The sequence below is a fragment of the Vibrio sp. 10N.222.55.A1 genome (assembly GCF_041473835.1).
Lineage (GTDB): Bacteria > Pseudomonadota > Gammaproteobacteria > Enterobacterales > Vibrionaceae > Vibrio > Vibrio crassostreae_C.
The window spans coordinates 23,092-47,970 of the sequence record NZ_JBFRSX010000043.1; the positions used below are offsets into that span (position 1 = coordinate 23,092).

At 45.4% G+C, this 24,879-nt stretch carries 18 protein-coding genes; 13 read left to right on the forward strand and 5 right to left on the reverse strand.

All coding sequences use genetic code 11. From position 1 onward, the window contains the following. Window positions 1–359: 359 nt before the first annotated feature. From AB4493_RS14075 to AB4493_RS14120, 10 genes are all read left to right on the forward strand, one after another. Complete coding sequence (locus AB4493_RS14075) at window positions 360–1,079, forward strand: GntR family transcriptional regulator (RefSeq protein WP_372155236.1); 720 nt, start codon at window positions 360–362, stop codon at window positions 1,077–1,079. A 96-nt stretch (window positions 1,080–1,175) separates the two neighbouring features. After that, entirely contained in the window at window positions 1,176–2,072 is an 897-nt protein-coding gene (prpB, locus tag AB4493_RS14080; protein ID WP_017062292.1) for a methylisocitrate lyase, read from the forward strand. A 146-nt stretch (window positions 2,073–2,218) separates the two neighbouring features. Further along, the gene (gene prpC, locus AB4493_RS14085) at window positions 2,219–3,433 is read left to right on the forward strand and encodes a 2-methylcitrate synthase (protein ID WP_372155213.1); all 1,215 of its coding nucleotides are present in this window, start codon (window positions 2,219–2,221) and stop codon (window positions 3,431–3,433) included. Window positions 3,434–3,534: 101 nt separating this feature from the next. Then, window positions 3,535–6,171, forward strand: a complete 2,637-nt coding sequence (acnD, locus tag AB4493_RS14090; RefSeq protein ID WP_372155214.1) for a Fe/S-dependent 2-methylisocitrate dehydratase AcnD — start codon at window positions 3,535–3,537, stop codon at window positions 6,169–6,171. Between the two features lie 9 nt (window positions 6,172–6,180). Further along, entirely contained in the window at window positions 6,181–7,353 is a 1,173-nt protein-coding gene (prpF, locus tag AB4493_RS14095; protein ID WP_372155238.1) for a 2-methylaconitate cis-trans isomerase PrpF, read from the forward strand. A gap of 118 nt (window positions 7,354–7,471) precedes the next feature. Continuing rightward, a complete protein-coding gene (locus AB4493_RS14100) occupies window positions 7,472–9,376 on the forward strand; it encodes a propionyl-CoA synthetase (protein WP_372155216.1) in 1,905 nt (634 codons plus the stop codon). A gap of 147 nt (window positions 9,377–9,523) precedes the next feature. Then, window positions 9,524–9,970 carry a hypothetical protein gene (locus tag AB4493_RS14105; RefSeq protein WP_050648228.1) on the forward strand — a complete coding sequence of 149 codons (447 nt, stop codon included), beginning with the start codon at window positions 9,524–9,526 and terminating at the stop codon, window positions 9,968–9,970. A gap of 236 nt (window positions 9,971–10,206) precedes the next feature. Then, on the forward strand, window positions 10,207–10,608 hold the full coding sequence (locus AB4493_RS14110; RefSeq protein ID WP_017062298.1) for a glycine zipper domain-containing protein: 402 nt from the start codon (window positions 10,207–10,209) through the stop codon (window positions 10,606–10,608). 215 nt (window positions 10,609–10,823) lie between these two features. Continuing rightward, a complete protein-coding gene (locus AB4493_RS14115) occupies window positions 10,824–11,303 on the forward strand; it encodes a GNAT family N-acetyltransferase (RefSeq protein WP_009846623.1) in 480 nt (159 codons plus the stop codon). Window positions 11,304–11,375: 72 nt separating this feature from the next. Next, the gene (locus tag AB4493_RS14120) at window positions 11,376–12,788 is read left to right on the forward strand and encodes an NUDIX domain-containing protein (RefSeq protein ID WP_372155218.1); all 1,413 of its coding nucleotides are present in this window, start codon (window positions 11,376–11,378) and stop codon (window positions 12,786–12,788) included. 100 nt (window positions 12,789–12,888) lie between these two features. Here the strand turns inward: AB4493_RS14120 and AB4493_RS14125 are convergent, their stop codons facing one another. Continuing rightward, window positions 12,889–13,698 (reverse strand): Cof-type HAD-IIB family hydrolase, encoded by an 810-nt coding sequence (locus tag AB4493_RS14125; RefSeq protein ID WP_017062301.1) that lies wholly within the window; start codon window positions 13,696–13,698, stop codon window positions 12,889–12,891. A 184-nt stretch (window positions 13,699–13,882) separates the two neighbouring features. Here AB4493_RS14125 and queE point away from each other — a divergent pair, with 184 nt between their 5' ends. Then, complete coding sequence (queE, locus tag AB4493_RS14130; RefSeq protein ID WP_346762947.1) at window positions 13,883–14,551, forward strand: 7-carboxy-7-deazaguanine synthase QueE; 669 nt, start codon at window positions 13,883–13,885, stop codon at window positions 14,549–14,551. 58 nt (window positions 14,552–14,609) lie between these two features. After that, entirely contained in the window at window positions 14,610–15,305 is a 696-nt protein-coding gene (gene queC, locus AB4493_RS14135) for a 7-cyano-7-deazaguanine synthase QueC (protein ID WP_017063822.1), read from the forward strand. Here queC and AB4493_RS14140 read toward each other — a convergent pair. The 4 genes from AB4493_RS14140 to AB4493_RS14155 all read right to left on the reverse strand — a co-directional run bounded on the left by AB4493_RS14140 (window position 15,265) and on the right by AB4493_RS14155 (window position 19,865). After that, entirely contained in the window at window positions 15,265–17,292 is a 2,028-nt protein-coding gene (locus AB4493_RS14140; RefSeq protein WP_017062304.1) for a diguanylate cyclase, read from the reverse strand. The genes queC and AB4493_RS14140 overlap by 41 nt on opposite strands. Before the next feature lie 162 nt (window positions 17,293–17,454). Next, window positions 17,455–17,805 carry a DUF2750 domain-containing protein gene (locus AB4493_RS14145; protein WP_017062305.1) on the reverse strand — a complete coding sequence of 117 codons (351 nt, stop codon included), beginning with the start codon at window positions 17,803–17,805 and terminating at the stop codon, window positions 17,455–17,457. A 135-nt stretch (window positions 17,806–17,940) separates the two neighbouring features. Beyond that, complete coding sequence (locus tag AB4493_RS14150) at window positions 17,941–18,558, reverse strand: OmpA family protein (RefSeq protein ID WP_136982597.1); 618 nt, start codon at window positions 18,556–18,558, stop codon at window positions 17,941–17,943. Next, window positions 18,558–19,865: a TolC family outer membrane protein gene (locus AB4493_RS14155; RefSeq protein WP_017062307.1), complete on the reverse strand. Its 1,308-nt coding sequence runs from the start codon at window positions 19,863–19,865 to the stop codon at window positions 18,558–18,560. Before AB4493_RS14155 ends, AB4493_RS14150 begins: the two co-directional genes overlap by 1 nt. A gap of 402 nt (window positions 19,866–20,267) precedes the next feature. Here AB4493_RS14155 and AB4493_RS14160 point away from each other — a divergent pair. Beyond that, a partial coding sequence (locus AB4493_RS14160) for a tandem-95 repeat protein (protein ID WP_372155220.1) occupies window positions 20,268–24,879 on the forward strand: 4,612 nt, incomplete at its 3' end.

Genomic DNA, 24,879 nt, shown 5'->3' on the forward strand with positions numbered 1-24,879 from the left:
TGAAAGGCGCACATGAGTGCGCCTTTTTTATATCTGTTTATCGGTGAGCTGGTGGATAGATACGAAGGGGGCTGCTTTTGACAAGTTTCGGCTATAAGTTGTCGACATATCGATTTCAAATGATTTTAGGGTAGATAGGGGGTTAGTGACTCTTACTCTGATTAAATCGATAAATAACAGATGGTTGAGTTGTTTGTAGTGTCCTTTTGGATTAGTTTTAATCGTCTATGAAAAATACTACCTTAGTCTAAATTGTCGACAATTTGCTTGATTGTCGACAATTCAATCGTGTATTTTATGTTCATGTTATGAAATTGTTGACAATTAGGGTTCAGCAATCAGAAGTGAGCAGCGTGAATATGAATACTGCGATAAAAGATCTCAGCTTAAATGCAAACACGAAGACACGTGTGAACGATAAAGAGAACACTAAATCAGAAAACCTCACTGAGTACCTCGTTGAGGCGATTGTTAACGGTGAATTAGCACCGGGCAGTAAGATCTCGGAGCCTGAACTGGCTAAACGCTTTGAGGTAAGCCGAGGCCCATTACGTGAAGCGATAATGCGTGTTGAAGGGCTTGGCTTGATTGAACGCATTCCTCATGTAGGGGCTCGAGTTATTACTTTTTCGGCAGACAAACTACTCGAGTTGTACGCGGTGCGAGAGGCATTGGAAGGCATGGCGGCTCGCTTAGCAGCAAGACATATCACACAAGAAGAGCTTGTCGGGCTTGAAGGATTATTGTCGACACACTCAAAATACATCGATGAAGTCGAAGGTTCTTCTTACTTTCATCAACATGGGGATTTCGATTTCCATTACCGCATTATTAAAGCGAGTCGTAACAGCAAACTGATTTCGCTGCTGTGTGATGAGCTTTATCACCTATTACGCATGTACCGCTATCAATCGCCTAGGGCTCAGTCTCGGCCCAAAGAGGCGCTCGATGAACACAAATACATCCTACAAGCGATTCGCAACCGTGATGAAGAGCTAGCAGAAATACTAATGCGAAGACACATCTCGGGAAGCCGATTACTTATAGAGCAACAAATTCAATCCAAAGGTCTTGATTAATTGGCGACTGGTATTTGCTAGCGGTTCTTCGCTGGCGAGAGCTAAACATCAGTAGTCATAAAGATTAGAAATTAACAATTAACAGGGAGCGTCATTATGAAGTTATCAGCAGGAGCTAAGTTCCGACAAGCTGTGCAAGACAACGACCCATTGCAGATCGTCGGTACGGTGAATCCGTATTGCGCGATGATGGCAAAGAACTTGGGGCATCAGGCGATCTATTTGTCTGGCGGAGGCATCGCCAATGCGTCTTATGGGTTGCCTGATTTAGGCATCACCACATTGAACGATGTGTTGGTAGATGTTGAACGTATTACCAACGCGTGTGATCTGCCATTGCTGGTGGATATCGATACGGGATTTGGTGGCGCATTCAATATTGCACGTACGATTCGCGCTATGGAGAAGGCAGGCGCAGCAGCAATCCATATGGAAGACCAAGTGGCCCAGAAACGCTGTGGTCATCGACCAAATAAAGCGATTGTAAGTCAGCAAGAGATGGTCGATAGAGTCAAAGCGGCAACCGATGCTAGAACCGATGAAAGCTTTGTGATTATGGCACGTACGGATGCATTGGCGGTTGAAGGCATTGATAGCGCAATTGAGCGAGCGATAGCTTGTGTTGAAGCGGGCGCAGACATGATCTTCCCTGAGGCGATGAATCAACTCGATCAATACGTGAAGTTCTCGGCAGCGCTGAAATCAGCAACGGGCAAGCACGTGCCTATTCTTGCGAACATCACTGAATTTGGCCAAACACCACTCTACAGCTGTAACGAGTTAGCCCAATCAAGTGTCGACATGGTGCTTTATCCATTGAGTGCGTTCCGTGCGATGAACAAAGCGGCGGAGAATGTTTACAAACACTTGTTAGTTGAAGGTAATCAAGAAGCTTTGTTGGATTCAATGCAAACCCGTAAAGAGCTTTACGAACACCTGAATTACCACGACTACGAGAACAAGCTTGATCAGTTGTTTTCAAGCGAAGGGTAAACCGGTTTCAATTAATCAAAAATCAACTTAATCCAATAACGTGAAATGGTTAGTCGCCATATCCAGTACCGATGATAAAGATCATCGGATACATAAACAGGCAGCACCAAAGAGTGCAGGCGACTAACACAGAAAAGGAGTTCACCATGTCTGTATCTTTGAGTGATAAAGCAGCTGTCGATAAGGCTTCAACAGAAAATCTACAACAAAGCGAAAAAACAGCAAGCAACTCAGCCAGCGCACCTGCCATCGGTGGTGCTGGTCTGCGTGGGCAGAGTGCGGGAACCACGGCGCTATGTACGGTAGGCCAGTCAGGAACGGGTTTGACCTACCGTGGCTATGACATAACCGACCTTGCTAATCATGCTCAGTTCGAAGAAGTGGCGCATCTGTTACTAAGAGGTCATTTGCCCAGTGAAAAAGAGTTAGACGATTACAAAACGTTGTTGATTGGTTTGCGCGGCTTGCCTCAACCTTTGAAAGCAGCACTAGAGCTTATCCCTGTAGACGCTCATCCAATGGATGTGATGAGAACGGGTTGTTCAATGCTAGGTAATCTAGAGCAAGAGTCAGATTTTTCTGAGCAACTGTCTGCGACTGAGCGAATGCTTGCGCTTTTCCCTGCGATTATTTGTTACTGGTACCGCTTTAGTCATGATGGCGTGCGCATTGACACTGAAGATCAAAGCGAAGCATGTCTGGGTGGCTACTTCTTGAAAATGCTAACAGACAAAACTCCAAGTGAACTTCATAAGAAGGTGATGCATTGCTCGCTCACCCTATACGCGGAACACGAGTTTAATGCTTCAACCTTTGCGGCTCGGGTTTGTGCATCAACCCTGTCTGATATTCATTCGTGCGTTACAGCAGCAATTGGCACACTAAGAGGCCCGCTGCATGGTGGTGCGAATGAAGCGGCAATGGAAATGATCCAAGATTGGAAAACCGCTGATGAAGCAGAAACTAACATCATGCAGATGCTTGCTAACAAAGACAAAATCATGGGCTTCGGTCATGCGATTTATCGCGAAAGCGACCCACGAAATGCTCTAATCAAGCGCTGGTCAAAAGAGCTAGCTCAAGAGGTGGGAGATGAACAGCTTTACGCCGTTTCTGAGCGTGTTGAAGCGGTAATGAAGCGCGAGAAAGGACTGTTCTGTAATGCGGACTTTTTCCACGCCTCTGCTTACCACTTCATGGACATCCCAACCAAATTGTTTACTCCTATCTTCGTGATGAGCCGCCTTACGGGTTGGACGGCACACGTGTTCGAGCAAAGAGAAAACAATCGCATCATTCGCCCAAGCGCAGACTACACTGGGCCAGAGCATCAAGACTGGCTGCCAATCCATTTACGTTAGTCCTCTATATCGAGCCGACTTATGTCTTGAGGTGACTTCCGTCTTCATACGACAAGGCCTCAAGAACCAACGAATAGAATTTAACAGATAATGGTGGATGTATGTCTGATGTGAAACTTGAACAAGCTCAGTACCTTGATAAAAATCAGTACCGAAAACTTTTACCCGGAACTCATTTAGAATATTACGATGCTTGCGAAGCGGTAGAAGCGATATCTCCGGGCAGTTATAAAACCTTGCCTTATACGTCGAGAGTATTGGCAGAGCAATTAGTAAGACGCTGTGATCCTGAAACCCTTGAAGACAGCTTAAAACAGATCATTGAACGCAAGAGTGACCTTGATTTCCCTTGGTATCCTGCGCGTGTGGTGTGTCATGACATTCTTGGTCAAACAGCCCTAGTAGATTTGGCTGGATTAAGAGACGCGATTGCCGACCAAGGCGGAGACCCTGCCAAGGTGAACCCCGTTGTCGAAACCCAACTGATTGTTGATCACTCTTTAGCTGTGGAACATGCAGGCTTTGATAGTGAAGCCTTTGATAAAAACCGTGCGATTGAAGAACGCAGAAACGAAGATCGTTTTCATTTTATTGACTGGTGTAAAATCGCGTTTAAAAACGTGAGTGTGATTCCTGCGGGTAATGGAATTATGCACCAGATTAACTTGGAGAAAATGTCTCCAGTGATTCAATCTAAAGTAGGAATCGCGTTTCCTGATACCTGTGTCGGCACCGACAGTCATACTCCTCATGTTGACGCTCTGGGTGTTATTGCAATAGGTGTAGGTGGTTTGGAAGCTGAGACTGTGATGCTCGGTCGTCCGTCGATGATGCGATTGCCTGATATTGTAGGCGTTAAACTGACGGGTCAACGACAAGAAGGGATAACCGCAACGGATATTGTGCTTGCGATTACTGAGTTCCTTCGCAATGAGAGAGTGGTCTCAAGCTATTTGGAATTCTTCGGTGAAGGGGCTCGTGCTCTGACTATTGGTGACCGCGCAACGATATCTAACATGACGCCAGAATATGGTGCGACAGCGGGTATGTTCTATATCGATGAGCAGACTATTCAATACCTGAAACTCACTGGTCGAGAGCCTGAGCAGGTTGAACTAGTTGAACGCTACGCCAAGCAAACTGGGCTATGGGCTGACGATCTCGATTCTGCTCAATATGAGCGTGTACTTGAGTTTGATTTATCGAAGGTTGAGCGCAATCTTGCAGGGCCGTCTAACCCTCATCGCCGTTTGCCAACCAGAGAGCTGGCTGAACAAGGTATCAGTCAAACATCTTGGAAAGAGCAGCATGCTAAGCAGTACAGGGATGATCAGATGCCTGATGGTGCCGTAATCATCGCAGCGATTACCTCTTGTACTAACACCAGTAATCCAAGAAATGTGGTCGCCGCAGCATTGGTGGCTAAGAAAGCCAATCAACTTGGATTAGTTCGTAAGCCGTGGGTGAAAACATCATTTGCGCCGGGCTCTAAAGTTGCCAAGCTCTATCTTGAGTCGGCAGGTTTGCTACCTGAGCTGGAAAAGCTAGGCTTCGGTATCGTCGGCTATGCGTGTACTACCTGTAATGGTATGAGCGGAGCCCTAGATCCTGCTATCCAACAAGAGATCATCGACCGCGACCTGTATTCAACCGCTGTGTTGTCAGGGAATCGAAACTTTGATGGTCGAATCCATCCCTATGCCAAACAAGCGTATTTAGCCTCACCGCCATTGGTGGTTGCTTACGCGTTGGCTGGCACGATTCGCTTTGATATCGAGAAAGACAGCTTAGGTACCGACAACAATGGTAAGCCAATCTACTTAAGTGATTTATGGCCGAGTGATGCCGAGATCGATGCTGTTGTCGGTGAGCACGTTAAGCCTCAGCAATTCCAACAGATCTACGTAAAAATGTTCCAGCCAGACGAGGAGCAGGTGACGACTGAACCGCTTTATGACTGGCGACCTCAAAGTACTTATATCCGAAGACCACCTTATTGGGAAGGTGCTCTTGCGGGAGAACGAAGCCTATCTGGTATGAGACCTTTAGCGATTCTGGGTGACAATATCACTACAGATCACTTATCCCCTTCAAATGCGATTCTCGCTTCGAGCGCTGCGGGGGAATATCTCACCAAAATGGAAGTGCCGGAAGAGGACTTTAACTCTTACGCGACCCATCGAGGCGATCACTTAACCGCGCAACGAGCAACATTCGCCAACCCTAAGCTGTATAACGAAATGGTTAAGGACGCTGGAGAAGTTGTGCAAGGTTCACTAGCAAGAGTTGAACCAGAAGGTCAAGTTACGCGAATGTGGGAAGCGATAGAAACCTACATGAACCGTAAACAGCCTTTGATTGTCGTGGCGGGTGCCGATTATGGACAAGGTTCATCACGTGACTGGGCAGCCAAAGGGGTGCGCTTGGCGGGTGTTGAAGTGATTGTTGCCGAAGGCTTTGAACGAATCCACAGAACCAACTTAGTTGGAATGGGTGTGTTGCCTTTGCAGTTTAAAGCGGGAACCAATCGCAATACCTTAGAACTGGACGGCACCGAGCTTTACGACGTGTACGGCGACATTGAAGCAGGGTCTGATTTGGCTCTAGTCATCACTCGTAAAAACGGTGACAAGCTGGATGTTCCTGTGACCTGCCGACTAGACACGGCAGACGAAGTGAATGTGTACAGCGCTGGTGGCGTATTGCAACGTTTCGCTAAAGACTTTCTCGCACAGTAGGAGCTTATGATGACAAATAAACAGATAAAAGTACCTGCTACCTACATGCGGGGCGGAACAAGCAAAGGCGTTTTCTTCAACTTAAGTGACTTACCTGAGGCTGCGCAAGTTGCCGGAGAAGCTCGAGACGCATTACTTCTGCGCGTGATTGGTAGTCCAGATCCTTATGGCAAACAAACCGATGGCATGGGTGGTGCAACATCCAGTACCAGTAAAACCGTTATTGTTTCGAAAAGTAGTAAAGCCGATCACGATGTTGATTACCTATTCGGCCAAGTAGCAATAGACAAGCCGTTCGTTGATTGGAGCGGTAACTGCGGCAATCTGTCTGCTGCAGTGGGCCCATTTGCTATTCATAGTGGCCTAGTCGACTCGAATCGTATTCCAGAAAACGGTGTGGTCGAGGTGCGAGTATGGCAAGTGAACATAGAGAAAACCATTATTGTTCATGTACCTATCGCTGGTGGCGAAGTTCAAGAGTTAGGTGATTTTGAACTCGACGGTGTGACTTTCCCCGCCGCTGAGATCCAAGTTGATTTCCTAGACCCCGCCGATGCGAGTGGCTCTATGTTCCCAACAGGGAATGTTGTCGATTTTTTAGATGTTCCCGATCTGGGTTGCATCAAAGCGACATACATTAATGCTGGGATACCCACCATTTTTGTTGATGCTGAATCGGTTGGCTACCAAGGCACTGAACTTCAATCAGATATCAATAGTGATACCAAAGCCTTGGCTCTGTTTGAATCCATACGAGCACATGGTGCAGTAGCAATGGGTCTTATTGATTCTTTAGAACAAGCTGAATCACGTCAACATACACCTAAAGTCGCGTTTGTTGCTAAGCCTCAAGCGTACCAAGCTTCCAGTGGTAAATCGGTTGCTGTCGAAGATACTGACCTTCTAGTACGTGCTTTGTCTATGGGACAACTGCACCACGCCATGATGGGCACGGCAGCGGTCGCGATTGCTTCAGCGGCGAGTGTGCCAGGTACGTTAGTGAACTTGGCAGTCGGTGAGGGTTCCCGAGATTTTGTGACCTTTGGTCATCCATCAGGAACCTTAAAGGTCGGAGCTAAAGCTTTGCAGACGGAAAGCGGTTGGCAAATAGAACGGGCGATTATGAGTCGTAGTGCCCGAGTGATCATGGAAGGTGCCATCCGTGTGCCTTTTCCTAAGTAAAGCGATTGTCGTGAACGGTCAAATGTTCACGAACACAACGCTGAGAAAAGAGTGCACCCAAGTGACACTGCCAAAAGCTAGGCGCTTGGACTAATGGATAAATCATGGAGGAGGCACTATGTCTGCTACGAATCGAATGAAAAGAAAAACCGATTATATCACCGAGTATCAATGGGCTAGGGAAGACCCCAATTCGTTCTGGGAAACACAAGCACAAGCGATAGATTGGTTTGAACCACCAAAAACGATATTACAAACTGACGATAACGGTATTGAACGTTGGTTTCCTGATGGGGTGATGAACACCTGCTGGCTCGCGCTTGATTACCATTGTGAAAATGGGCGAGGTGGCAATACCGCGCTGATTTACGATTCTCCAGTTACAGGAAATCAATCCTCATACACTTACAATCAATTGCGTGACCAAGTGGCAAAAGTCGCAGGTATGTTAGCCACGCAAGGCGTGACCAAAGGCGATCGTGTGGTGATCTACATGCCAATGATTCCTGAAGCGGCAATGGCAATGCTGGCTTGTGCTCGACTAGGCGCGGTGCATTCGGTGGTGTTTGGTGGTTTTGCTCCTCATGAGCTTGCCGTTCGTATCGAAGATGCTGAACCGAAGGTCTTGATTACTGCCTCCTGCGGTGTCGAGATAAATAAAGTTCTGCCATATAAGCCGATGGTCGACAGGGCGATCATGGACAGCCGCTGGAAGCCCGAAAAAGTGGTGGTATTCCAAAGAGAGCAATCTCTAGCCGAGTTGAACAATGAACGCGATGTACTTTGGCAACAAGCTGTTGATGATGCTTTGCCTCATGTGTGTGTGCCTGTTCTAGCGACTGACCCACTATATATATTGTATACATCAGGGACGACGGGTAAGCCAAAAGGCGTGGTGCGCGATAATGGTGGTCACGCGGTCGCGATGAAATACTCGATGAGCACTATCTACGATATGCCGCAAGATGGCGTATTTTGGGCGGCTTCTGATGTCGGCTGGGTAGTGGGGCATTCTTATATTGTTTATGCACCATTGATTCATGGTTGTACTACGATTCTGTTTGAAGGTAAGCCAGTCAGAACGCCAGATCCCGGCGCATTCTGGCGAGTGTGTGAAGAGTACAACGTCGATGTATTGTTTTCTGCGCCAACAGCGTTTAGGGCCATTAAGAAAGAAGATCCTGAAGGCGAGTTGCTCACCAAGTATGACTTATCATCGCTCAAGTCGATTTTCATGGCTGGCGAGCGCTTAGACCCGCCAACATTGGATTGGGTCGAGTCTCATACCAATAAACCGGTTATCGACCACTGGTGGCAAACCGAAACGGGTTGGGCTATTTCTGCCAATCCGACAGGGCTTGAATCTTTGCCTGTAAAAGCGGGTTCTTCAACCAAGCCAGTACCCGGTTACCAAGTGGAGATCCTCAATGAATTGGGTGAAACGGCACAGCCAAATCAGCAAGGCTTTGTTGCACTCAAACGTCCACTACCACCCGGTTGTCTGCCAACGGTTTGGCGTAATCATGATCGATTTGAATCTGGCTATCTGAGCCAATTCCCAGGCTATTATGTTTCTGGGGACGGTGGCTATCTCGATGAAGATGGGTATCTATTTATTATGGGCCGTATCGACGATGTGATAAACGTAGCGGGACACCGTCTGTCGACTGGAGAAATGGAAGAGATCGTGGGTGGTCACCCAGCCATTGCAGAATGTGCGGTAGTCGGGATTCACGATGACTTGAAAGGACAACTTCCTTTAGGTCTAGTTGTGTTAAAAGATGGCGTAAAAGTCGATGGCATTGAGTTGCAAAGGGAATTGGTTGGCAAGGTTCGTAATGAGATCGGCGCGGTAGCTTGTTTTAAGCAAGCCTTGGTTGTTGAGAGGTTACCTAAGACACGCTCAGGTAAGATCTTACGTAGAACGATCCGGCAGATCGCAGAAGGTGAACAATATGTGGTGCCTTCAACTATTGACGACCCTACCAGCTTAACTGAAATTGCTGAAAAGCTCGGCAAATAGACGTCGCAGTTTAGGTAATCTCACCTTCGGCTTGTTGATTTATACATAATCCGGCGTGATGGTTTACCTAAACTCTACTTTATTCATCCGCTTATCCATTGCGTTTACTATGACCTCATTATGAATCCCACATATTGAGGTCTTTTTATGCGAGCGTACTTTTTGTTGATTGCTTTATTGGTCAGTGGTGCTGCTAGTGCCAGTATTTCAAAGGATGAAGCGAGTAGAGCGTTGTTAGAACCTTTGAGTCATCCCAAGGTATTTAAATGTGTATCAAAGACTGGCGTCGATCTCTATCAAGCGGTTTTTGATATTGGTGTGGGATATGAAGCCGACCCTATTAACTCGAAGATGATCGTTAATTCAAGGAAAGGCCGCTACGAATATCAAATCTTAGGCGCAGTAAGGTCTGAAAGAGCTGGTGAAATTGTCGTGTTAACTCGCCATGTGGGAGACGGTGTTAAAGTTGCGGCTATGATTGATGACGAAAATGGCAAGATACTGGGGATCGGCGATAAAAATCATTATCGAGATTGTGGTGTTAGGCCACCACCTAGCGTAGCAAACATGCAAAACTTTTGGTCTAAAGGCTAAGAGATATGTGAAAGGCAAGAATTATAGAGAAAGCGCGATTGAGGCGACCTTATTGGTCGCCTTTTTTGTTGGTGAGGATAAAGCGAGCTCAAAGCTATATATCATTAATCAGTTATGCGATGGCTGAATAATACATAGCTGAACATGATGTATCGTCTAAACGTGGCTTTATTTATCTTATTAACGGCTCTGCTTAAGATGGTTCTACTCAAAACGAAGAACTAAGCGAGACTCCTATGAAATTCACTAAACCTTTTCTTTTAGCGACACTGATTGTGACTCTTTCTGGTTGCGCATCACCAGCAATGGATAACGAAAATGAGAATGCCGCACGTAATCGTGGTGCGGTAGGTGGTGCTTTATTAGGAGCAACAGCCGGCGCTCTAACTGGAGATGCGAGTTTAGCCGTTAAGGGCGCTGCATTAGGTGGTGTGACCGGTGGTGTTGCGGGTTCAATGAAAGATACGGACGATGCAAGAAACGCACAACGAACCCAAGTTACTGCTGATGGTCTAGCGCAAGACAATCGCACTGATGCAGAAAAGCGAGTTGCGGAAGTAGAGGCGGAAATTAAGCTTATTGAACTGGAACAACAGCTTGCTGATCTCAAAGAAGAGAAAGAAGATAACGGTGCATAAAGCTGAAGCTACAGCAAAAGCCACAGCAAAAACCATAGCTTCGATATTCGTTTAATTCAAAATCATTCAAACAGAATGGCCACGTAATGTGGCCGTTTTTGTATCTAAAATACACACTTCAAACAATGAATTAATTCAATAACTTGTATAGATACTCACGCCAAGTAAACTAGACTCAGTTTAGATATTAATTTGGTTTGAGAAGCGCAATAGTCATGAATGTCACCTTAAGGGCCGCAAAGCACGCGGATTTAGAACAACTTAACGAGTTAATGTTCGATCTCCACCATCACCACCACCTTGCTAGCCCAGAGCACTTTAAAACGGCAGAAGAGATTGAGCAGGAAAAAAGCATTGCACGATACTTGGATGACCCTGAATGTTTGGTTTATGTGGCATTAAAAGGAGAGCTCATTGTTGGCTTTATCTCTGGGCATTTTTGTGAGCTTATCTCAACGGTCAGCAAACCAGTGCCGATGGGAAGTGTCGATGAACTGTTTGTCTTGCCTGATTATCGAAAAGAATCGATTGCTGAAAAGTTGTTTAACAAAGTTGAAAGTACTTTTGATGATTATGGGGTTGAACAAGTCTTTGTAGAAGTTTGGGACTTTAATTCACCTGCCAAGGACTTCTACCAAAAAATGGGGTTCACACCTCACATTCAATGGATGAGGAAGGCTTTGCACAAAACGTAGACAGCGATTTTGTGCGTGTTTGATTACACTAGAGTAGTCTTTAACTTTTTCTCTTATTTTTAGGTAAACTCGTTGGCTATTCGACATTTATTAGTTTTCATATTATCTCTTTTGAGTACTACTTCCGCTTGGGCAAGCAACACTTTGCCCGATCATATCGCGGGCGCCTTGTGTGTAGTACGTGCCGATAACCAAATCGTATTGGTTGATGAATTGATCACCGGTCAATTGTCTCTACCGGGAGGCACTGTTGTTTCAGGTGAGCCGCCAGCCGTCGCGGCGCAACGTGAAACGTGGGAAGAGGCTGGTTTGTCGGTAACGGTCGGTGATGTGCTAGGTTATACCGACAGTGCCGTCGTGTTTGATTGTATTTCTGACTCTGAAGTGATCAGTTACAAGGCTCGAAATGAGTTAGGTGGCTTTGAGCTGCCGATTTGGTTTGCTCCTCATTATGGCGTGGAAGTCAGCCGAGCGATGTTACTTCCTCCTACTGAATTGCAAGATCACCAATACCGCTACCCAGAACAGTGGTCTGAGATTAACGAGCTGTTTTTATCTGCGACAGATCAACCGGTGACGTATGTGACTGAGCTGGTGGGCGCGGCACCCAAAGTCCATCAAGTTGAATTAAATTGGATTGTGTCACTTCAAAACACGTTCGATAAGATGCCAAGCGTATTTGCGAATACTGTGCTTTTGACTGACTTGTTGGCCAAGCCATGGGTCTTCATTGTGATATTGCCGTTAATTGCTTGGTACTTTGGCCGTAACTTCGCGTTGAAGTTTGGCTTCACTTTGATCTCGGTGACACTACTTACTTTAATCGCGCACCAAGGTTTTGGTTTTCCACGTCCACACGCTTACATGCCAACATTGAAACTGGTGATGAGCAGTGGGTATAGTTTTCCAAGTCTGTTGGCTGCCTTGTGGGTCAGTTTAACCTTGTTAGTCTTTTGGAAACTAAAGCGCCTCTTGGAGCAAAAAGCCATTCTGGTAGTGCTCGCTGGCCTGCTGTGGATCATGCTATTTAAGTCTTATTCAGGTAGTGCGTTTTTTAGTGATGTATTAATGGGTGGCGTATTAGGCGCTTTAACGACGTGGCATATCGTGAGATTAGACGCGAAACCGGATGTTGATATTAGCGCCTTATTGAGTTCTAAAGGTGTTTGGTGGGCATTGTGCTTACTGTCGATTGTTCTGACGGTGATATGGCCACTGCCAACATTCTCATTCTGGGTGGCGATTTTGATGACGATTGCATGCCTAGTGACGTTAACAGACTCGAAACCTTTGGTTGGTCAGTTCTCATTCAAGATCGTTCTTGGAGTGATGGCGATGTTGTTAGCGGGAAATCTGCTGATTAGCTGGGCTGGAAGCTTTGTCTCTTTCAGCGGTATTGCTTTATTTATTGTTGAAACGTTACGTTTCCCAATCTTGATTCTGTTTGGTGTGGTGGCATTTCGTCTGCCATGGAAAAGAGAGTAAGCGACTCGACTAACACAAAATCAAAAAGGCTGTGCAGTGCACAGCCTTTGTCATTTCTGAAACAAGCAAAAAGTAATTCTTATTAGAACCTGTTGAGCGTTTATGAGTTGAAGATAAACTTCTCAATCGCGACCGCTACACCATGGTCGTCGTTGCTAGCTGTGATGTGATCCGCCAGTTTCTTGGTTTCTTCCATTGCGTTTTCCATTGCAATGCCAAGGCCTGCGTATTCAAGCATATGGTGATCGTTTTCAGCATCACCCATGCAGATGACTTCTTCCGCTTTAATGCCTAAGTGTTTCGCTATCGCTTCAATACCGACACCCTTGTTTGATTTCGGGTTTAGGAACTCTAAGAAGAATGGTGCACTTTGTACGATAGTAAACTGAGTCTTAAGCTCTTGTGGCAACTTACCGATGATTTCAGTCAGCTTGCTTGGTTCAGCGACAATCATAGTTTTGATGATTTCGTGGTCATCTTCTAGTTGAGAAAAGTCGAACTCGGTTATATCTAAGCAATTAATACGCGCTTCAATACCAGTGTACTCATTGTTCTCAGGTGTGATTAAGCCGTGGATCTTGCTGAAAGCATGGACATAACCACCAAGCTGTTCAGCGAGGGCAGCAATCTCTTTTGCGGCTTTACCGTTGCTGATCTCACTGTGAATGATCTCTTTTGTCGATACGTTCTGAACCATAGAGCCGTTGTAGAAGAGTACAAAGTCATCTTCGCCGTCAATCGAAAGCTCATCTAATTTGCTTTGCATGCCTTCTAAAGGGCGACCAGAAGCGAGAACTACTTTCACACCTGCAGCTCGTGCTTTGGCGATTGCGTCTTTGTTCTCTTGAGAAATCACTTTTTCACTGTTGAGTAGTGTGCCATCCATATCAAGAGCAATCAGTTTGTACATGTTGTTCCTTACTAAAAAATTAAAAGCTAACGAAATCTATGGGCGAAAGGATAAGGGAACTTGAAAGTTCAGGCTAGGGCTTTGATCAACTCATTTATCAGTACTCATTTGTTTGACCAAAAGGGGGAAGTGCTTTAAGGTCTGCGGTTGATTAATTTCATCAAATGATTGAGCTGAGGGAAAGTTGTACAAGATTAATGAAATGTTTGAAACCATTCAGGGTGAGGGCGTGTTTACTGGCGTTCCCGCTGTTTTTGTTCGTCTGCAAATTTGCCCAGTGGGCTGTTCTTGGTGTGATACCAAGCAGACCTGGGAAGCGTTGCCAGAAGAGGAAACCAGCCTTGGCGATATTATGGTTAAGACAGAAGATTCACCTACTTGGTCAGCAATCGATGCTCAAGGAATCGTGAATGAATATATCAAGCAAGGTTACACTGCTAAGCACATTGTGATTACTGGTGGTGAGCCATGCATTTATGATCTTGTTCCTCTTACTGAAGCGTTTGAGCAGCACGGTTGTCGCTGTCAGATTGAGACTAGCGGAACATCAGAAGTTAAAGCCACACCGGACACTTGGGTTACGGTGTCACCGAAAGTGGCGATGAAAGCGAAACTGGAAATCTTAGATAGCGCCTTGCAACGTGCTAACGAAATTAAGCATCCAGTAGGTACAAGCAAAGACATCGAACAACTTGACGGTTTATTGGAGCGAGCAGCAGTTCCTAACGACACTGTTATAGCTCTGCAACCAATCAGCCAAAAAGACCGCGCTACTCAGCTTTGTATTGATACCTGCATTGAGCGCAATTGGCGCTTATCAATACAAACTCACAAATATTTGAGCATCGCATAGGTTGTATTTTTACTGGGCAAGATAAGTCGCTAGTAGAAGGTTCTCGTAAGGATTTAAGATGAAAAAAGCAGTGGTAGTATTCAGTGGTGGTCAAGACTCAACAACGTGTCTTGTTCAAGCATTAAAAGAGTATGATGAAGTTCATGCGATTACGTTTGATTATGGTCAGCGCCATAGACTCGAGATTGAAGTTGCTGAGTCATTGTCGAAAGAGCTTGGTGTGAAAGCGCACAAAGTGATGGATGTGACTCTGTTGAATGAACTGGCTATCAGCTCTTTGACTCGTGACGATATTCCTGTGTCTCATGAGCTGCAAGAGAATGGGCTGCCGAATTCATTCGTTCCTGGTCGTAATATTCTATTTCTGACTCTAGCGGGTATTTACGCTTACCAAATCGGTGCTGAAACCGTGATTACAGGTGTGTGTGAAACAGACTTTTCTGGTTACCCTGATTGTCGTAATGACTTTGTGAAGGCGATGAACTCTGCACTTGTACAAGGTATGGACAAGCAGCTTGATATCAAAACACCGCTAATGTGGTTAAACAAGGCTGAGACATGGGCGCTAGCAGACCAGTACTCAGCACTTGAACTTGTTAGAAACAAAACACTGACTTGTTACAACGGCATTGTTGGTGATGGCTGTGGCGATTGTCCGGCATGTGAACTGCGTAAAGTTGGCCTTAACGATTACCTCGGTGATCGCGAAAGCATCATGGCTGAGTTGGTTCGCAAACAGGCTGAGAATAAATAATTTCAGGTAAATCAATCGGTTCGTTATATGCATCAATAATGCAGTTTCGGCCGTTGCTTTTGGCTTGATAGAGTGCTTGGTCGAGCACTGAATACAAGTCATCAAAGTCACTTAATGCGTTTGAGGTTGCTAGATAAGCAAAACTCGCGGTCACATTAAGTGACTTTTTGCTTTCTGATAAAAAGACAGTGCTTGAAATGGCGTAGTGCAACTCTTCAACGCGTTCTCGTACCTCTGCTGGTGGGGTATCGGTTAACATGATGACAAATTCTTCACCCCCTAAGCGACCAAACAATTCACCATTCACTAAGTGTTTTCTAATTTGATCACTAATATGGACCAGTGCCCGATCACCAGTAGGGTGCCCATGCTCATCATTAATCTTCTTAAACTTATCTAGATCGAGCAGCACGAGCACATGCTGTTTGTCCGTCCCTTTACAGCGTTTCACTCTTTTGATTCTTCGAATTATCTCAGTTCGGCTATATGCTTTCGTTAAGCCATCAATTGCTGCTTTTGCGCGAACCGTTTTGTTTATCAATACCGTGAAGCTTGCAGCGCAAAGCAACAGAATAACAACGATGTTGTACATCCATCTTTGATGTTCCATTTTTTCAATTTGAACGCGGTCGAGTTTCGTCTGATGTGTCAGGAAAGAGCTTTCTAGTTCTTGTTCATATTTGGCGTGCGTCAGGCCGAGCGCTTCGAGTGCGAGTCGATTGTCGATATCTCTAGCTTCCATTTGTATTGACGAGTATCGCTGGTAGAAATAGAAAGCTTGTTGGTAATCGCTGAGTGATTGATGAATATCAGAAAGCTGAAGAAGTGACTGCGCGATGTATTTATGCCTTGTGACTTGTTCAGCTAATTCTAGCGCTTGTTGAGCATAGTTGAGTGCTTCCGTTGGCAGTTTCTGTTCTTCGAACATATCGCTGATCGCCAAGTAAGCATTGATGCGAATGACATCATTGCTCAGTTCGCTCGAAGCTGAAAGAGACTCAATTAGGTAGGTTCTCGCCACATCATAGTTTTTCGTTTGAGTGTACGCTTTTCCTAAGCCAAGACTTGTGAGTGCAATACCGTAGCTATGCGACGTTGAGCTCAGCAGTGTTCTTGCTGTCTGAAAGTGGTGAATTGCTAGTTCACTTTGCTCTTGGTTAAGGTAGAGATCCGCAAGGCTGTGATGCACTTGTGCTTTCATTAAATCTGAAGCGTTTACTCTGAGAATGAGAGCTTGCTCTAGATACTCCGCCGATTTTTCATATTGCTTTAATTCTTTGAGCAAGTTACCCACATCGTTGTAAACCCCTGAAATATCATGCCCTTGTGGAAACACGTTTATTAGTGATAGGTAGGTGTCTAGTGCAGCTTGATAGTCACTGCGGAAATGATGATTGTTCGCGATGACTCGATAAGTCCCGAATTTTGGTAATACAGGGTCAGCGATGTCATGTAAATCTGACTGAAGGGCAGAGCAGTAATAGTTCGCTTGATGGTATTTAGCTTGCTCGTTAAGCGATCGGCATAGCTGGTACTTTAGTAAGGCTTTACCAGTTAAATCACTGCGAGATTGCATTTTCGCCAAAAGTGTTAGAAAGCCTTGTTGTGCTTGTTCATATTGGCCTTTGCCGTCTTTCCTCAGAGCAGAAATAAACGCTGTTTCTATCGCTTGGTAGTCATTGTCGTTTGAAGCGATTCCGTAGAACGGCTGATCTCGGTGGCTCATGTATTGATACAGAAGAGACGCAAGGTAAAGCTTATCTCCATAAACCGTTGAGCCGATGTAGCGTGTTTGCAGCATGTTTAATGCGCGCTCAGGAGAGTGGTTTAAAGTAGAGAGATAAAGCGCGTTCCAATCAGCATTTGGAGTAGAGCTTAGATTGGAGGTATAGACTGGTGAATTGTGGTCACGATCTGATGTTGATACTTGGCTATAAGAACAAAAGCTAATGAATAGTAGAAAGGTAACAAAAACGAAGTGATTCACAAGAGACGATCAATCAGATAAAGAACGATATTCTATTATTAGTTTGATGTTGCTTCAAATTTTGAATGGTGCGACTACGTGGTTATGCGAGGTAGGTCTCTAATTTATTGATACTAATCAGAGGTATATCGGTCGCGCGAATCGTGCGACCGATATCGGAAATTAGATGTATAATTTCGCTAGGTCAGAAGGCTCAAGTTCTTTGCCTTCTAATGTTGCATTCCAGTTAGTACCAACAAGAACGCCGTCTTCAGCAAGAGTCAGTAACCAATCTTCTACAAAGATATCTAGTGGAATTTCTAATACTTCGAAGTCAGCCCACTCTTCAACGTTGTGAGTTTGAGCATCTTCTTTTGAAGACCAGAATGGCATCACTTCGCTGTTTTCGAATTCACTTGAGTCACATGCTAGCCAACCTTCTTCGTTGCGAAGGCCCCATACCAGTTTAGTTTCTTGTGTTTCAGAAACGAAAAGTTCTAGATTTGCTTGAGTATCAGCTGTTAGTTTGCTCATGGATTAATTCTCTATGTTGATAACGTGGCAAGATTAACATTATAGACGGCTTAGGTATATGCTATTCAAGGAATTATCACCATACTGAAACGTTAACTTAAGATAACGTTTCAGTATGGTAAAAGCTGGGTACGCCTACTTTTTAATTTTGGTGAAGATGTGCCATTCTTCTTTGATATTACCCTTAAATCCAACAACGGAAGCAACAACTTTTCGATGTAGTGCGTGATTGATTTGGGTGTCATCACTGCTGAATTCAGAATCACCATGACCTACGATGCTGACTCTAGATGGCTGAATACCGTTGCTAATTAGCGCTCGTCTTACATGTGATGCACGTTCTTTCGAAAGCTTTAGGTTATGTTCCGCGTTACCTACTTTGCTGGCATAACCTTGCAATTCAATGCTGGTACTTTCGTAGCGCTTTAAAAATGCCGCCATTTGGCGTATCTGCCCTAGAAAGACAGGGTTTATTTCCGTTGAATTATTAGCGAAGAGTATATGCAGCTCTTTCTTTTCCGATGACTCGAAATATGATCCACAACCGTCGTTATCGATCTCGGCACCAATTTGTGTATCGGGACATAAATCTCGCGCGTTTATTACACCGTCATTGTCATCATCTTGAAGATCGTAAATTTGAGTGGCCGGTGGTAGAGCGCGATATTCGAATTCATCTTCGTTGTTTTCAGCTAAAACATTGGCAGATACAACCATGAAGCAAAGCGATAATACTGTGTTGGTAAGCTTCATTAATATTCCACCTTTTCATTCCATTCTTCTGGGATCTCAACTCGTAAACCGATGAGTAGGTTACCAGTTGCGTTCATTACGCGATATTTTGCGTATTGCTCGTCATACTTAGCATCTAAATAGCCTTTACGAGCTTCGAATAATTCATTCTCAGTGTTAAGTAAGTCGAGAAGGGTACGTTTACCGATACGGTATTGTTTCTCATATGAGATTACCGTGTCTGATGCCGAGTCTACGTGGTCAGATAGGAACTCTTTTTGCTGAACCGTTAAATCAAGTGCGCTCCATGATAGACGTAGACTCTCTTCTACATTGCGGTAAGTACTTTCGCGAAGGTCCTTGGCTTTGTTGAGTTGGTAGGCTGCACTTTCTGTGCGGTCTTGATCCGAACCACCATTGTAAAGGTTGTATCTTAAACGAACCATGGCAGAAAACTCATCGCTGCTGCCTTCTGTACCACCGGCGTCATCACGCCAAGTTTGAGCGGCTTCAAAAGAAACAGTCGGGTAGTTGGTACTCTTAGATTGTTTGTATTGGAACTTCGCTGAGTCAACATCGGCTTGTGCAATCTTAATGACTGGATGCTGGTTAAACGCTTTTGCCAACGCACCATCAACGGTATAAGGAATTGCACCCGCATCTGCGCGAGGGAAAGTTAACCCTAAAGGAGATTGACCAACAAGTCTTTTAAACTGAGTATGCGTATCAAAAAGGTTGTTTTGAGCAGCAAGCAAATTCCCGTGCGCTTTCGCAATACGAGCTTCAACTTGTGACATATCTGCGGTTGAACCAATACCTGATTCCACGCGCTTACGAATATCGTTATATATCTCTTTGTGCGTCGCTAAGTTACTTTCCGAAAGAGAAAGCACTTCATAGGCTTTCACTGCATCAAGATAAACCTTTGTTACTTCTAAAGCGATGTCTTGCGCGTTAGATAGTAGTTGATAGCGCACGGACTCTGCATCAGCCGCAGTACGGTCAATATCATTGGATGTATTAGCGCCATCCCATATTAACTGGGTCAAGGTGATCGTTGCTTCTTTTCTAGTCAGATCGGTAGTGTCTTGGTTGGTTGCTAGATCAGTATGTTCATAACCAATCCCACCATCTAAGTCTATACTTGGTCGATAAGCACCACCAGAAGCGTCGTTAAGATAACGCTTACTGATATATTCGTTATAAGCACTTTTGATTTCAGGGTTGCTTTCTAATGTAAACGCAACGGCTTGCTCTAAGGTTTGTGCTGTTGTCGGCAAACTTAGCGCTATAGCTAACCCTAATGTTGTCGTTTGAATGTAATTCAATTTCCATCTCTCCAAATTGGACTGCATCTAAACCTACGCTTTTTAATGTGCTAGATACGAAATTTAGATGAACCGCCAAAAAAATAACGTTCGCTCGAGAAGCTACCGTAAATGGTTGTAAAGTTGTTAACAGTTTGCTGTGCGTTTTATGATGATTTTTAGAACGTCAATTTTACGTTTTTAGCTCTGTTATTTTTCGCAAACACAATAACTTATATTGATAGTGTGAGCACTTTCATTATTGTGTGATGTGATCAGCGTCATTACCTTGTCACTCGGTATGTTAAATGCACGATTCATAACTAGGAATTATGTGATGTTAAATGTTATATTTCGGCTAATATTATAAATAAGATGTCACAAAGTTGACGTGACAAGCGAAAATGGTTTTTAGGGGTTGATATGGACATTACAGCATTGAATTTGACCGGTGCTCTTGCATTGGGTCAGCGCATGGTTATTTCAGTTGATGGCACGGTTAGAGTACTCGAAGATGGAGAGCCTCTACAGGCTGGAGATGTAACTCTTGAATCTCAAAATGGACCTAATGAACCTCAGGTATCAGTTAAGCGTTTTTCACCTGAAGACGGTGAAGTTGAACTAGACCAGGATATCGCAAATATTTTTGCCGCATTAGAAGAAGGTGAAGACCCTACTGAGTTAGGAGATGAGTTCGCTACCGCTGCTGGTCAAAATGGTTCTAGCTTGGCAACTAGTGGGACTGTAGAGCGAGACGGTGAAGAAACGATCCCAGCAACCGAATTTATAACAACGGGATTTGAAGCGCTGGGCATGTCGCGAACTCAAAGCCTGAGCCTTCTAGAGCAATTCCGTTTCGCACAACAAGAGCCAATCTTTGTAGACCTTTCTTTTAGCGCGCTTGAAGATGCACTAAGTGCATCTGTTCCAGAAGATACTTTGTTAAGCGGCCAGTTAACTGCGACCGATGCAAATAATGACCTTCTTACCTTCTCAGTTGAATCGGGCCCTTCTAACGGTAGCCTTACCCTAAATGAAGATGGCTCTTGGCAATACACTCCAGATGCAAACTATAACGGTCCAGATAGCTTCCAAGTTATCGTGACGGATGAAACTGGTCTGACAGACACGTTAACTGTCACAATTGATGTTACGCCAGTGAATGATGCGCCAGTAGCAGAGCCTAAGGACCGTTCCTTATTAGAGGACCAGGTTATTAGCGGTAGCATCAATGCTACGGATGTAGATCAACCTGTAGGTGAACCACTAGTGTTTACTACGGACACCTTAGTTGAAGGTCTAACTTTAAACGAAGACGGTAGTTATGAATTCGATGCGTCTTCTTATGGTTATCTATCCGAAGGTGAAGAACTAAAGATTGAAGTACCAGTCACAGTAACTGATGACCAAGGTGCAACTGATACAACAACGTTAATTATCACAGTCACAGGCACTAATGACCTTCCAATCGCAAACGCCGACACTAGTGCAGTGGAAGAAAACAGCACAGTAACCGTAGATGTGTTGGCTAACGACACCGATTTAGACGATGGTGCGACCTTTACCTTAGACAATGTGAGCTCGGACAAAGGTCTGGTGACCATCGTTGATAATAAACTAGTGTTTGAAGCGACTGGCGAAGATTTTGATCACCTGCCAGTAGGTGTAACAGAGCAAGTCGTGGTGACGTACACGATGAGCGATGAAAGTGGCGAGCCGATCACATCGACCGCGACTATTACTGTCACCGGTACTAACGACAGGCCAATCGCTCGCAATGACAGTGGGTCTATTAACGAGGATGCGACTTTAGCAGTAGATGCATCAATAGGGTTACTGAAAAATGATAGCGATATTGATGGCGATAACCTCGAAGTCATTGGTATTCGGACAGGTGCCGAAAATGCATCAAATAGCACAGCTGGAACTGTAGGATCTGGATTAACCGGTAGCTTTGGTACTCTGATTGTTAACGAAGACGGTAGTTACAACTACGTTGCTGATAATGCGGATAGCTTAAAAGCTGGTGAGCAGGTGTCTGAAACGTTCACTTATACGATAAGTGATGGTAAGGGGGGGATGGATACTGCGGCCTTAACTATTACGGTCACTGGCACAAATGATGGACCAAAAGCAACTGATGATAGTTACAACGAAAGTAGCGAGACGTTACTTTTCTCCGAGTCATTTGAACAAATGATAAACACTGGCAGATGGACAGTTGTGACTGGTGATGATCTTGGCGACTGGAATGCGACCAACGGGCTAGAGGTTCAGCGTGATGGTCTAATTGCTGATGCAACTCATGGTGACTATCTTGCTGAACTCGACGCTCACAAAAACACTGAAATTTCAACGATTATAGACACTTCAGGTCAAGATAGTATTCGGGTTGAATTTGACTATAACCCTCGCCAAGATGGTAACTCGTCTTCTGATATGGTCTTTAAAATCGGTGACACCTCGGTCACGGTACATGCGGATGGGACCCTTTCCGGTGCTAATGGACTTGATATTCAAATAAGCCTACCAGATGCTAATGGTTGGTACCGTGTTACCGCCGAGCTGGAGGTGCAAGCTGATAGTACGGAGTTAGCATTTGCAGGAGATGGTGCTTCAGATAGTCTTGGGGCTTTGATTGACAACGTTATTGTAACGGGGATCAACCAACCTGAGCTCGTTACGCGTGAAGATGAGCCTATTACGATCCCATTCGCAGAGTTGTTAGCGAATGATACTGATATCGATGGTGATGTTCTTTCAATTGTTGTTGGTTCAATAACGTCTGAGGTCAATGGCACATTATCGGTTGACTATGTAAACGAAACGATCACATTCACACCAGATCAAGACTACAACGGTGAGGCCACATTCCAATATACAGTCACTGATGGAAATGGTGGCGAAGACCAAGCGACAGTGACATTAAATATCACACCTGTAAACGACGCGCCCGAACTCAATGTCGATACCGGCGAGGTTGGTGAAGACGCAACTTTAACCGTTGGTGCTGGTAACGGTTTACTATCCAATGACTCCGATGTCGATGGCGACTCATTGAACGTCACGGGCATTTTGAACGGCATCACGGGCACCGCGACCGCCGTGGCAGAGAGTGGCGACACGGTGATCAGCAATGATTACGGCACATTGACCATTCGTGCTGACGGTAGTTACAGCTTTGTGGCGGACGGCAGTGATTCTCAAGCGTTGGCAACAGAAGCGACCGCGGAAGTGGTGTTCACCTACACCGCGAGCGACGGCACGGTCAACCAAACCAATACCTTAACCATTACCGTGACAGGCACCAACGATGCGCCTCAGTTAACCGCCGATGTGGGCGAGGTGAATGAAGACGCGACCTTAACGGTCAGTGCAGAAGACGGCGTGTTGGCCAATGACAGCGATGTCGATGGCGACTCATTGAACGTCACGGGTATTTTGAACGGTACTACGGGCACCGCAACCGCAGTGGCAGAGAGTGGCGACACAGTGATAAGCAATGATTACGGCACATTGACCATTCGTGGCGATGGCAGCTACAGCTTTGTGGCGGACGGCAGCGATTCTCAAGCGTTGGCCACAGGAGCGACCGCGGACGTGGTGTTCAGCTACACCGCAAGCGATGGCACGGTCAACCAAACCAATACCTTAACCATTACCGTGACAGGCACCAACGACGGTCCAGTAGCGATTGATGACACATATGAAACTCATAGTGAGACGCTGCTCTTCTCTGAGTCCTTTGAAAACATGACAAACACAGGTCGTTGGACTGTAGTAACTGGCGACGAACTAGATGATTGGGAAGCAACAAATGGTCTAGAGATTCAGCGTGACGGTCTCATAGCTGAAGCGACAGACGGTGACTACCTCGCTGAGCTTGATGCTCATCAAAACACCGCGATCACAACAAATATTAATACGTCAGACCAAGATAGCGTGCGTGTTGAATTTGATTACAACCCTCGACGAGACGGTAATTCATCTTCTGACATGACGTTTAAAGTCGGTGACACGTTAGTTACTGTTCACGCAGATGGATCTCTATCGGGTGCCGACGGACTTAATGTCCAAATAGGGCAACCTGACGCAAATGGTTGGTATAAGATCACGGCTGAGTTCGAAGTCCAAGGGGACGTTACGGACCTTACATTTGCAGGCGCTGGAGCTTCAGATAGCTACGGTGCGTTGTTAGATAACATTACAGTGACAGGTATTAATCAATCTAAACTTGTTACTGCTGAAGACACGTCTATCACGATTTCTTTTGATGAATTGTTGGCGAATGATACTGACATTGATGGTGATGAGCTCTCAATTGTTGTGGGTTCAATTACCTCCGCGACTAATGGTGAGCTGTTTGTCGACTACACAAACAATACAATTATATTCACACCGGATACCGACTATAACGGGGAGGCAACTTTTAAATATAAAGTGACCGATGGGAACGGTGGGGAAGACGAAGCAGAAGTTACGCTTAATATTACTCCTGTGAACGATACACCAGTGCTGATAGGTGATTTGTTGGGTGAAGTGGATGAAGAAGGCAGCTACACCATTACGGCTGAGGACTTAGGCTACACGGACGTTGACGATACAGACACAGGCGTGACCTTCACGGTCGGCAACGCGAGCAACGGCACAATCTTAGTGAACGGCGTCGCGTCAAGCAGCTTCACGGTGGCGCAGTTGGCGGCGGGTAAAGTGACGTTTAAACATGACGGCAGCGAAACCACGTCGGCGTCTTTCAATATTAACGTTGAAGACGGTAACGAAGATGGCAGCACACCGGTAGACAGCACTTTCAACTTGACGGTGACGCCAGTGAATGATGCGCCGGAGCTGACAGGCGATCTGGCGGCGGAAGTGGACGAGGCAGGCAGCTACACGATCTCGGCAGCTGACTTGGGTTATACAGACGTTGACGATACAGACACAGGCGTGACCTTCACGGTCGGCAACGCGAGCAACGGCACAATCTTAGTGAACGGCGTCGCGTCAAGCAGCTTCACGGTGGCGCAGTTGGCGG